Source organism: Polaromonas sp. CG_9.5 (genome assembly GCF_035984465.1).
Lineage (GTDB): Bacteria > Pseudomonadota > Gammaproteobacteria > Burkholderiales > Burkholderiaceae_C > Polaromonas.
This window is the reverse complement of sequence record NZ_JAXCHR010000001.1, coordinates 229634-240978: the sequence shown is the minus strand read 5'-3', so window position 1 is coordinate 240978 and position 11345 is coordinate 229634. Positions and strand designations below refer to the sequence as shown.

At 58.3% G+C, this 11345-nt stretch carries 9 protein-coding genes; all 9 read right to left on the bottom strand.

All coding sequences use genetic code 11. The annotated features are described in order from the left end of the window. Nucleotides 1-29: 29 nt before the first annotated feature. The gene (locus tag RCH06_RS01110; protein WP_327079583.1) at nucleotides 30-2594 is read right to left on the bottom strand and encodes a FimV/HubP family polar landmark protein; all 2565 of its coding nucleotides are present in this window, start codon (nucleotides 2592-2594) and stop codon (nucleotides 30-32) included. A gap of 252 nt (nucleotides 2595-2846) precedes the next feature. Next, a complete protein-coding gene (gene asd, locus RCH06_RS01105) occupies nucleotides 2847-3986 on the bottom strand; it encodes an aspartate-semialdehyde dehydrogenase (RefSeq protein ID WP_327079582.1) in 1140 nt (379 codons plus the stop codon). Nucleotides 3987-4255: 269 nt separating this feature from the next. Continuing rightward, nucleotides 4256-5326 (bottom strand): 3-isopropylmalate dehydrogenase, encoded by a 1071-nt coding sequence (leuB, locus tag RCH06_RS01100; protein ID WP_327079581.1) that lies wholly within the window; start codon nucleotides 5324-5326, stop codon nucleotides 4256-4258. Nucleotides 5327-5401: 75 nt separating this feature from the next. Beyond that, the gene (leuD, locus tag RCH06_RS01095) at nucleotides 5402-6052 is read right to left on the bottom strand and encodes a 3-isopropylmalate dehydratase small subunit (RefSeq protein ID WP_327079580.1); all 651 of its coding nucleotides are present in this window, start codon (nucleotides 6050-6052) and stop codon (nucleotides 5402-5404) included. A gap of 214 nt (nucleotides 6053-6266) precedes the next feature. Further along, the gene (gene leuC, locus RCH06_RS01090; protein ID WP_327079579.1) at nucleotides 6267-7718 is read right to left on the bottom strand and encodes a 3-isopropylmalate dehydratase large subunit; all 1452 of its coding nucleotides are present in this window, start codon (nucleotides 7716-7718) and stop codon (nucleotides 6267-6269) included. A gap of 35 nt (nucleotides 7719-7753) precedes the next feature. Next, the gene (locus RCH06_RS01085; protein WP_327079661.1) at nucleotides 7754-8689 is read right to left on the bottom strand and encodes a LysR family transcriptional regulator; all 936 of its coding nucleotides are present in this window, start codon (nucleotides 8687-8689) and stop codon (nucleotides 7754-7756) included. A gap of 272 nt (nucleotides 8690-8961) precedes the next feature. Continuing rightward, a complete protein-coding gene (gene gltA / locus RCH06_RS01080; RefSeq protein ID WP_327079578.1) occupies nucleotides 8962-10272 on the bottom strand; it encodes a citrate synthase in 1311 nt (436 codons plus the stop codon). Nucleotides 10273-10306: 34 nt separating this feature from the next. Beyond that, on the bottom strand, nucleotides 10307-10615 hold the full coding sequence (locus tag RCH06_RS01075; RefSeq protein ID WP_327079577.1) for an FAD assembly factor SdhE: 309 nt from the start codon (nucleotides 10613-10615) through the stop codon (nucleotides 10307-10309). A gap of 23 nt (nucleotides 10616-10638) precedes the next feature. Then, the gene (locus tag RCH06_RS01070; protein WP_327079576.1) at nucleotides 10639-11343 is read right to left on the bottom strand and encodes a succinate dehydrogenase iron-sulfur subunit; all 705 of its coding nucleotides are present in this window, start codon (nucleotides 11341-11343) and stop codon (nucleotides 10639-10641) included. Nucleotides 11344-11345: the final 2 nt, after the last annotated feature.

Genomic DNA, 11345 nt, shown 5'->3' with positions numbered 1-11345 from the left:
GGTGAATGCGCTTTGGTCAGCGGTACTGGTCACAGGGCATTCAGGAAGGCTTGCGCCTTGACTTTCAGCGGCCCCGTGGCTTTGGCCACAACTTCATCGGCCAATGACCGCGCGCCATCGGCGTCGCCCAGGATGCGGAACTCTTCAGCCAGCAGAAACTTGATTTCAAGCGGATCTTCTTCAGGCGTGCTCAGGGGCAGCAACGGCGATTGCGTCGAGGGGTCAAGATCAAGCGAGAGCGAGTTGAGGTCAAACTCCAGCATGCCGCTCTGGCTGATGGGTGCGGCCTTTGTAAGGGACGGTTTGGGGGGCACAAACGGCTCTGGTGTGAAGTCCAGTCCTTCAGAGAAAAATTCAAGATCCGGAAGTTCAGGTTTTGTCGACGCGGAAACGGCAGGAGGCGTGGGCACTGGTTGGGTGGTTGCCGGAAGCGGATCCAGATTCAGGTCAAAGTTCATGTCAGCCGGATTCAGGGATGCTGATGGCTTCTCGGCGGGCAGCGTGGCGGCAGCAGCACCTGCCGTGGCGGGCGCATCATCCAGTGAGAAATCCAGGTCCAGATCAAGGTCCATATCCAGCGCCTTGGCCTTTGGGCCTTCAGCCGAGCCTATTTCATCCAGCGGCGCGCTGCCACTCACAGGCATGAACGCAGACGAGCTGTGTTCAAGCATGCTGTCTGAAGGCCCGACATCGGGTTGATAGGTCACATTTTCAGGATCCAGATCGCGGCCCAGCTCTGTGATGTAAGCCCATTCGGAACCCTGTCCTTTGCTGACTTTGAAGGCCGACAATGCAACGCTTTGAAAAGCTTGGTGGTCGCGGCGCTTGGCATAAATCTCAAGCAGTTTGGTGTGGATGGCCAGTCGCCCAGGATGCGTGCGCAAAGCCTCACGGAGAATTTCTTCCGCCTGCTGGTCACGGCCATAGGCCAGGTACACGTCGGCTTCGGCTACCGGGTCTACATCACCCGCTGCGTCAAGCTGGCTGGGCGAATAAGAGAGCGAAGAGCCGCTCGGATTGTTTTCATGCGTGTCGATGAGCCGACCGCCGCTGGCGCCAAAGAACGAGTCTGGCTGCATGCGGCTGTCAAGGAATGAGCTGTCAACGTTGTCGCTTTTTTTGTTTCTGCGATGGCGGGCAAACCCCAGGCCTGCCAACAATACCAGCACACCCCCTGCACCCAGCAGGATCAGCGTGTTGTCGCGAATCAAGTCCATCAGGCCTGATTCAGGCGGAGGTGGCGTTACGACCACAGGTGGCTTGATGATGGCGGGTGCCGTGACCGCCCTGGCTGCGGCTGCGGCTGCGGACTCGGACGCCGTGGCAGCAGGAGCAGGAGCAGGCGCTGCGTTCGCTGGAGATGCTGATGAATCGGCTGCACTGGCTGAAGGTAGCGCCGGTACGGCCGCAGTGGCTGTCGTTCCCGTCGCCGAACTGACTCCGGGCGCAAGTACTGGAGTGCCTGGTGAGGCTGTGCCGGTCGTGGCTGCCGGTTTAACGCCCAGCTGGCTCAAATCGGTGATGTTTTTGGACAGCTCTGTCAGACGGCCTGCGGCGTCCTTGGCCTCCAGATCTTTGGCAGACTTGCCCTGAACCTCTGCTTTGGAAAGCGTCAGCTTGTCGGGTGTCGTGCTGGCTTGTGCACTGTCTTCAACCTTGGGTTGTACTTTGTTACCGATTTGGCGACCTGCATTGTCGGTCTGTGCGTCGGGTGCGACTTGGGCGATTTTTCGACGAGAGTTATTGACGTCCGCACTTTGGGCCGTCAGTATTCTTGTTGCGTCTTTGGGGCTCAGTGCCGTGGCGGCCTGCGCATCGGGTATATCCAGCACGGCGCCAGATTTAAGGATGTTGATATTTCCGCCAACGAAGGCATTGGGATTGCTTCTGAGCAAGGCCACCAGCATCTGGTTGAGTGAAACGTTATCAGGTTTGTTCTGAGCCGCAATCTGGCTGGCGTTGTCACCGGATTGAACCGTGACCTGCCTGACACCTGCAGGCAATTCTTCAGCAGGCCGAACTCTGGCTACCGGTGCCCTGGCGGCTGTGACAGGACGAGTTGCCGACGGTGGCGAGTAAGGCTGCGGAGTTTCCCGTGCGGGCGCTGTGGCGCTGGCAACTGGCGCCCGGGAAAATGCCGGGTCTCCAGGTATTGCCGCAGTCAATCTGTTGGTGCGCAGATTAGGCGGATCAAACAGCATGGTGTAGTCGCGGGTAATACGCCCGGAAGACGACTTGGCTTCAAGAATCAGATCCACGAAGGGGTCGTTGATAGCGCGGTTGCTGCTCAGGCGCAAATAGGTTTTGCCGTTCGCACGCCGCTGCAGCGTGATGTCCATACCGGCTGCAGCTGAAGGGTATTCAAGTCCGGCAGCCCTGAAGGCGTCGGCATTTGCAACGCCCACCCGCAAACTGGAAGCTTCCTCTGCAGAAAGATCTGAAACGTCGATTTCTGCGCGAAGTGACTCGCCCAAAGCGGATTGAACCGTGATTCGGCCCAACGCGACAGCGTGAGCCTCAAGACTTGCCATGCTCCCCAGTAATGCGACGGCACTTGCCATGGCGCCCAAGCGCCAGCGACCGAGATTGTTCATGGATTTTGAGCCTCCGGTACTCGGACTGAAAAAAACTTATTACTGCTTGAGCGCACAGAATCCTTGATGCTGATTTTTGAAAAACAACCTTAACATCAAGGTTTGGCGCTGACAAGTTGAGACATTGCCTAATGCGCTGACACCCAGGATATGCAGGGAAATCCCCGCTTTTATCCGTAGCCTGACGACAACGCAATGAAGCAACTTGTTACGAAGCAATATTGTATGTTGTCAGCCGGTGTACTTTCAGGCTCAGGCTTCAATCAATATGCGTAACATGCGCCGCAACGGCTCGGCAGCGCCCCACAGCAATTGGTCACCCACCGTGAAAGCGCCCAGGTATTCAGGCCCCATCGCCAGCTTGCGCAGGCGTCCGACCGGAATTTGCATGGTGCCTGTTACCGCGACGGGGGTCAGGTCTTTGACTGAAGCCTCCCGCGTATTGGGGATCACTTTGACCCAGGCGTTGTCAGCGGCAATCATGGCCTCAATGTCAGCCAGCGGAACGTCTTTCTTGAGCTTGAAGGTCAGCGCCTGGCTGTGGCAGCGCATCGCGCCAATGCGCACGCAAAAACCATCGACCGGCGTTGCAGCCGTGCCAAAACTGGCGCCCTGGCCCAGAATCTTGTTGGTTTCGGCGCCGCCTTTCCACTCTTCCTTGCTCATGCCGTCGCCCAGATCCTTGTCGATCCAGGGAATCAGGCTGCCGCCCAGTGGAACGCCGAAGTTGGCGGTTTCACTGGCAGTCAACGACTGTTGCTTCGCCAGAATACGGCGGTCGATTTCAAGAATGGCCGATTTAGGGTCGTCCAGCAACGCCTTGACTTCGCTGTTGAGCGTGCCGTACTGGTTCAGCAACTCGCGCATGTGCTGCGCGCCGCCGCCGGACGCCGCCTGGTACGTCATGCTGGTCATCCATTCGACCAGTCCGGCCTTGTACAGCGCACCCACGCCCATCAGCATGCAGCTGACGGTGCAGTTGCCGCCGACCCAGTTGTTGCCGCCTTTGACCAGCGCGTTCTGGATGACGGGCAGATTCACCGGGTCCAGCACGATGACCGCGTCGTCGTTCATGCGCAAGGTTGAGGCCGCATCGATCCAGTGACCGGTCCAGCCAACGGCGCGCAGTTTTGGAAACACTTCCGAGGTGTAGTCGCCGCCTTGCGTGCTCAGGATGATGTCGCACTTCTTTAGGGCGTCGATGTCGAAAGCGTCTTGCAGGGTAGTTTCGTTCTTGGCCTGCGCCGGGGCCTGGCCGCCGGCGTTTGAAGTCGAGAAGAAAACCGGTTCGATCAGTTCGAAGTCGCCTTCGGCCTGCATGCGGTCGATCAAGACCGAGCCGACCATGCCGCGCCAGCCGACGAGTCCTGTGAGATTGCCTTTGAGTTTCATGGGGTTGCCCTTAAAAAGTACGAAAAAATCGGCTTTTTGGCCCGGCTCATCGGGCCGGAGGGCACGACGAACCGGGCTTGTCAGCCTTTAATGGTGGTCGTTGGGATGATCTGTGCAAGAACCGGTGCGCCGCATCCTGCTGGCAAAGCAGCAGGAAATTTGACGGCAACAAGACTTTTACACATCCGCTTATTGTAACGACGGCTGCCTTTTCGCTGGCTGACACGGCGCTATCGCGTGGTGGCGACCAGAAAAAGGAATGGCCAGCTTTAGCCCAGTGCCTTTACCACCGCAGCGCCCATTTCCACCGTGCCGACTTTCCTCGTGCCTTCGCTGTAAATGTCGGGCGTGCGCAGGCCTTGCGTCAGCACGGCGTCCACAGCTTTTTCGATGCGGGCAGCAGCTTCGGGCTGATTCAAGCTAAATCGCAGCATCATCGCCGCGCTCAAAATCGTCGCCAGCGGATTGGCCACGCCTTTGCCCGCAATGTCGGGTGCGCTGCCGTGGCTGGGTTCGTACAAGCCTTGGCTCTTGTCGTTCAGGCTGGCCGAAGGCAGCATGCCAATGGAGCCGGTCAGCATGGCGGCGGCGTCACTCAGGATGTCACCGAACATGTTGCCGGTGACCACCACGTCAAATTTTTTCGGCGCCTTGACCAGTTGCATGGCGGCGTTGTCGACATACATGTGGTCGAGCGCCACGTCAGGGTACTGAAGACCGATTTCAGTCATCACGTCTTTCCAGAGCTGGAAAGTTTCCAGCACGTTGGCCTTGTCCACGCTGGTGACGCGTTTGCCGCGCTTGCGGGCGGCCTGAAAAGCGACATGGGCGATGCGCTCAATCTCGGGACGCGAGTAACGCATGGTGTCAAAGGCTTCTTCGGCACCGGGAAAGTGTCCGTCCGTTGCAATGCGGCGGCCGCGCGGCTGACCAAAATAAATGTCGCCAGTCAGCTCGCGGATGATCAGGATGTCCAGGCCCGACACCAGTTCGCGCTTCAAGCTCGACGCATCGACCAGTTGCGGGTAGCAAATGGCCGGGCGGAAGTTGGCGAACAGACCAAGGTTTTTGCGCAGGCCCAAAATGGCTTGCTCGGGGCGCAACGGGCGGTCCAGCGTGTCGTATTTCCAGTCACCGACCGCACCGAACAGGATGGCGTCGGCCTCCTTGGCCAGTTTGAGCGTGGCTTCGGGCAGCGGGTGGCCGTGCGCGTCGTAGGCGGCACCGCCCACCAGCGCAGTTTCAGTTTCAAATTTCAGGTCCAAAGCGTTGAGCACCTTGACCGCTTCAGCGACGATTTCGGTGCCGATGCCATCACCGGGAAGAATTGCGATTTTCATTTTTTTACTCTCTTTTTTATAGCTGCTTGCGCCCATCTGGCATGCGCAAGAGCATGATTTGACCATTAATTTGTATTAAACCGGGACGGTGTGGTTCAGCCAGGGCTTGCTTGCCAGCCGTTCAGCTTCAAAAGCCTTGATCTTGTCGCTTTGCCGCAAGGTCAGGCCAATGTCGTCAAAGCCATTGAGTAGGCAATATTTGCGAAACGCCTGCACGTCAAACGGCAATTCATCGCCTTGCGGCTTGACGATGACCTGGCGTTCCAGGTCAATGGTGAGCTGGTAGCCGGGGAAGGCGGCCACTTCGTCAAACAGTTGGGCCACTTGCGCTTCGGGCAACACGATGGGCAGCAGGCCGTTTTTGAAGCTGTTGTTGAAGAAAATATCGGCGTAGCTGGGCGCAATGATGGCGCGAAAGCCGAACTGGTCCAGCGCCCACGGCGCATGTTCGCGGCTGGAGCCACAACCAAAATTCTTGCGCGCCAGCAAGATGGACGCGCCCTGGTAGCGCGGCTGGTTCAGCACGAAGTCGGGGTTTGGTTTGCGGCTGGCCGGATCCTGGCCCGGAAAACCGGCGTCCAGGTAGCGCCACTCGTCAAACAAATTTACGCCAAAGCCGGTTTTTTTGATCGACTTGAGGAATTGCTTGGGAATGAGGGCGTCGGTGTCGACATTCTCGCGGTCCATCGGGGCCACGAGGCCGGTGTGCAGGGTGAACTTATTCATTTGATGATTTTTTAAAAATGCCCCGAGGGCGTTCTAAAGGCCAAAATCGCGACGCCAAAACCGGCAGCGCCAAATGCCAGGGCCGAGGCCCAGGCCATCAGCCACTTTTGCCATGGTGCCCAGCTTTTTCCGCGCAACAACCACTGGGTGATGTGGAAAGCGACGACCGCGACAAAGAACGCGATCAACAACAAAACGATGCCCATTGCGCGGCCTAGGCAAACTGGCGCACATCCACGAAGTGCCCATGCACGGCAGCAGCAGCGGCCATCGCCGGGCTGACCAGATGGGTGCGACCACCGGCGCCTTGTCGGCCTTCAAAGTTGCGGTTGCTGGTGGACGCGCAACGCTCGCCCGGCTCCAGCCGGTCAGCGTTCATGGCCAAGCACATGGAGCAACCCGGTTCGCGCCACTCGAAGCCGGCGGCGATGAAAATCTTGTCCAGCCCTTCGCGCTCGGCTTGCTCCTTGACCAAGCCAGAGCCCGGAACCACCATTGCCAACTTCACGTTTTTAGCCACTTTCTGACCGATTTTTTTCACGATGGCAGCGGCTTCACGCATGTCCTCAATCCGGCTGTTGGTGCACGAGCCGATGAACACCTTGTCGATGTACAGGTCATTGAGCGCCTTGCCCGGCTCCAGACCCATGTAGGTCAGCGCGCGTTCGATGGCGCTGCGCTTGTTGGCGTCTTTTTCCTTTTCCGGGTCGGGCACGCGGCCTTCAATCGACAGCACCATTTCAGGCGACGTGCCCCAGCTCACCTGCGGCAGGATCTGGCTGGCGTCGAGTTCGACCACGGCGTCAAACTGGGCGTCGGCGTCCGAATGCAGCGTGGCCCAGTAGCGTGCGGCCATGTCCCATTCGGGGCCGCCGACAAATTGGCCGGTCTTGGGGTCGGTGCCGGGGGCCAGCAGGCGGCCCTTGACGTAATCAATGGTTTTCTGGTCCACGGCAACCAGGCCGGCGCGCGCGCCACCTTCGATGGCCATGTTGCAGACCGTCATGCGGCCTTCCATGCTGAGCGCGCGGATCGCCGAGCCGGCAAATTCAATCGTGTAGCCGGTACCGCCCGCCGTGCCAATCTTGCCAATGATGGCCAGCACGATGTCCTTGGCGGTGACGCCGGGCGCGCACTTGCCTTCGACCAAGATCTGCATATTCCTGGCTTTTTTGGCCAGCAGGGTTTGCGTGGCCATGACGTGCTCGACTTCGCTGGTGCCTATGCCGTGGGCCAGCGCGCCAAACGCGCCATGCGTCGAGGTGTGCGAGTCGCCGCAAACCACCGTCATGCCGGGCAGCGTTGCGCCGTTTTCAGGGCCAATCACATGCACGATGCCCTGGCGTTTGGACATGAACGGAAAGAAGGCCGCCGCGCCGAATTCCTTGATGTTGCTGTCCAGCGTGAGGATTTGCTCTTTGCTGACCAAGTCCGTGATGCCGTCGTAACCCAGTTCCCAGCCGGTGGTGGGCGTGTTGTGGTCGGCAGTCGCAACGATGGAGCTGATGCGCCAGACCTTGCGGCCAGCTTCGCGCAGCCCTTCAAAGGCTTGCGGGCTGGTCACTTCATGGACCAGGTGGCGGTCGATATACAGAATCGAGGTGCCGTCTTCTTCGGTATGAACGACGTGCTCGTCCCAGATTTTGTCGTAGAGGGTGCGTCCCATAGAGTTTTCCTTCAAAGCGTGGTTTGTGGGTGATTTTAGGGGGATGCGGGCGGGGCTGACTGTGGCTGCGTCAGGTGATCAACCAGCAGCCGCGCAGTCAGCGGCAGGGTGGAAAAGTCGCGTGCCACCAGTTCGATCTGGCGGTCTGCCCAGGGATCGAGCAGCAGCACGGATTCCAGTTCGCCCACGCCATGCATGAGGTCAAAAGCGCGCTGCGGCATGACACCGACGCCCAGGCCGTTGTGAATCATGCGGCACATGGCATCAAGGCCGGTGACGTGAATGCGCAGCTTGATGGTGCGCCCGACGGCGGCGGCGGCTTGCCGCATGGCCAGGTAAATTGAACTGTTGGAGTGCAGCCCCACATGGTCGTAGTCCAGTGCTTCTTCAAAATGAATAGCACCTTGCGCAGACAACGCGTGGCCTCTGGGGACAATCAGCACCAGCTTGTCATGGCGGTAGGGCAGCGTTTGCAACTGGCCAATGCCGTTGGCGGTGTTGCACACGCCCAGGTCGGCCGTGCCTTCCTGCACTGCGCGGACCACTTCGGTGCTGAGGTGCTCTTCCAGGTCAATCTTGATTTCTGTGTGCTGGCGTATGAACGCGCCCAGGTCTTCGGGCAAAAATTGAATGATGGCTGAAATGCTGGCATGAACGCGCACATGGCCGCGCACGCCATCGGCGTATTCGCTCAACTCGCCCTGCATTTTTTCCAGGCTGAACAGCACCGAACGCGCATGGTGCAGCAAGCTTTCGCCCGCCGGTGTCAGGTCAACGCCCCGGGTGTGGCGGTACAAGAGCGGCGTATCCAGCGTGGCTTCGAGGTCGCTCAGGCGCTTGCTGACGGCAGAGGCCGCAATGTATTCGCGCTCGGCGGCCTTGCCAATGCTGCCCAGCTCGCACACGGCGACGAACAGCTGCAGCGAGGTCAGGTCGATGCGTCGGGTGAAGTTGCGTTCAGAGCTTTTGATGGACATAGAAATAAAGTCATCGTGTTTTACGATGAATTGCAATTTTGCCTTGATATTATTGTTCTTGTCATCGCAAAACGCGATGGCTGGCTTGTCAAGTGGGGACTTTATGAAAATGACTGCCGCAATGCCAAAAAATGAATGTTTTCAGCCTCTGGTGCATGCTGAGTGGGCGCAGTGCGCTATTAAATAAAGAGCAAATAACGTTAAAAAGCCCGCCGATGTTGCCATCAGGCGGGCTTGGAAAAGACCCGAAAAGTCTTTTTAAAAAATTAACGCTGGTTCAGCGGCTTGACGTCGCGCTGGGTCGCGCCAGTGAAGAGCTGGCGCGGACGGCCAATCTTGTACTCGGGGTCGCCAATCATTTCATTGAGCTGGGCAATCCAGCCTGAGGTGCGTGCCAGCGCAAACACGGCGGTGAACAGAGGTGTGGGAATGCCGATGGCGCGCTGCACAATGCCGGAGTAGAAGTCGACGTTGGGGTAGAGCTTGCGTGAGACAAAGTAGTCGTCTTCCAGTGCAATCTTTTCCAGCGCCATGGCCAGCTTGAACAACGGGTCGTTTTCCAGGCCCAGCTCGGCCAGAACTTCCTTGCAGGTTTCCTGCATGAGCTTGGCGCGCGGGTCGTAGTTCTTGTAGACGCGGTGACCAAAACCCATCAGCTTGACGCCGGAGGACTTGTCTTTGACCTTCTCCATGAACTCGCCTACCTTGGCCACGCCACCCATTTTCTGGATATCGGTGAGCATGTTGAGGCAGGCTTCATTGGCCCCGCCATGGGCCGGGCCCCAGAGACAGGCCACACCAGCAGCAATGGCCGCAAACGGGTTGGTACCGGACGAACCGCACAGGCGCACGGTAGAGGTGGAGGCGTTTTGCTCGTGGTCAGCGTGCAGTGTGAAAATGCGATCCAGAGCGCGCTCAAGCACCGGGTTGACCTTGTATTCTTCGCAAGGCGTAGCAAACATCATGTGCAGGAAGTTGCCGGCGTAGCTCAGGTTGTTCTTGGGATACATGTAGGGCTGGCCCACGGTGTACTTGTAAGCCATGGCCACCAGCGTGGGCATCTTGGCAATCAGGCGGATGGCTGAAATGTCACGGTGTTCGGGGTTGGTGATGTCGGTGCTGTCATGGTAGAAGGCCGACAAGGCGCCGACCAGACCCGTCATGATGGCCATCGGGTGCGCATCACGGCGGAAACCGCGCAGGAAAAACTGCATCTGCTCGTTGACCATCGTGTGGTTGGTCACGCGGCTGACAAAATCCTTTTTCTGATCGGCATTGGGCAACTCACCGTAGAGCAGCAGGTGACATGTTTCCATGTAATCGCAATTAGTGGCGAGTTGCTCGATCGGGTAACCACGGTACAGCAGTTCGCCCTTGTCGCCGTCAATGTAGGTAATTGCAGACTGGCACGCTGCGGTGGACAGGAAACCGGGGTCATAGGTGAACATGCCGGTTTGTGCATACAGCTTGCGGATGTCGACGACGTCCGGCCCTACGCTGCCCTGATAAATGGGCAAATCAACACTGGGACTGCCATTGCTGAAGGACAGTGTGGCTTTGTTGTCAGCTAACTTCATGAATGTTCTTTCTCTCTTGTCAGAGGGGGTTGAGTTAGGGAGCCGGAGCCCCAGGGCGCAGCATGCTTAAAACTTCAAGGGCTTCGGGGGTTGAGGCGCTTGTCCTTGCAGGCAAATCAGAAAGCAGTTCGGGCTCTTTGCGTCGCAGCAGGAGGTCCATCAAATCGTTGTCGGACAAATCCATTAAATCATTCAAGCCTTGGGCTTGCCTGACACTGAGCGTTGCTTGGTAGCGAAGAAAAAACTTCTCGATCAGCAGGTCGTTTTCAAGCAGGCCACGGCGGCAGCGCCACCGTAACTTGCTCAAACTCCGCTCATCGAGCAGCGCGTCCGGTGTGTTCATGAAAGAGGATTGCAATGCCGTGATCAGACAGTCCGCAGGACCATCATTTCCTTGATTTTGCCGATGGCTTTGGCCGGATTCAAGCCTTTGGGGCAAACGTCGGTGCAGTTCATGATGGTGTGGCAGCGGAACAGGCGGTACGGATCTTCCAGGTTGTCCAGGCGCTCTGCCGTGGCTTCGTCGCGGCTGTCAGCCAGGAAACGGTAGGCTTGCAGCAAGCCGGCCGGCCCGACGAACTTGTCAGGATTCCACCAGAAGCTCGGGCAGGCCGTGGAGCAGCTGGCACATAAAATGCATTCGTACAGGCCGTTCAGCTCTTCGCGCTCTTCAGGGCTTTGCAGACGTTCTTTTTCGGGCGGTACGTTGTCGTTGATCAGGTAAGGCTTGATCGAGTTGTACTGCTTGAAGAACTGCGTCATGTCGACGAACAGGTCGCGCACGACTGGCAGGCCGGGCAGGGGTTTCAGGACGATGGTGCCCTTGAGCGTATTCATGTTGGTCAGGCAAGCCAGGCCGTTCTTGCCATTGATGTTCATGGCGTCCGAGCCACAGACGCCTTCGCGGCAGGAACGGCGAAAACTGATGGTCGGGTCCAGCGCCTTGAGTTTCATCAATGCGTCCAGCAGCATGCGCTCATGGCCGTCGAGTTCGACCTCGATGGTTTGCATGTACGGCTTGGCGTCGGTATCGGGGTCGTAGCGGTAAATCTGGAAAGTACGTTTGGTCATCG

Coding starts and splice junctions, on each gene's coding strand:
- RCH06_RS01110 (WP_327079583.1), bottom strand. CDS start 2,594: ATGAACAATCTCGGTCGCTGGCGCTTGGGCGCCATGGCAAGTGCCGTC.
- asd (WP_327079582.1), bottom strand. CDS start 3,986: ATGAAACTCAAAGGCAATCTCACAGGACTCGTCGGCTGGCGCGGCATG.
- leuB (WP_327079581.1), bottom strand. CDS start 5,326: ATGAAAATCGCAATTCTTCCCGGTGATGGCATCGGCACCGAAATCGTC.
- leuD (WP_327079580.1), bottom strand. CDS start 6,052: ATGAATAAGTTCACCCTGCACACCGGCCTCGTGGCCCCGATGGACCGC.
- leuC (WP_327079579.1), bottom strand. CDS start 7,718: ATGGGACGCACCCTCTACGACAAAATCTGGGACGAGCACGTCGTTCAT.
- gltA (WP_327079578.1), bottom strand. CDS start 10,272: ATGAAGTTAGCTGACAACAAAGCCACACTGTCCTTCAGCAATGGCAGT.
- RCH06_RS01075 (WP_327079577.1), bottom strand. CDS start 10,615: ATGAACACACCGGACGCGCTGCTCGATGAGCGGAGTTTGAGCAAGTTA.
- RCH06_RS01070 (WP_327079576.1), bottom strand. CDS start 11,343: ATGACCAAACGTACTTTCCAGATTTACCGCTACGACCCCGATACCGAC.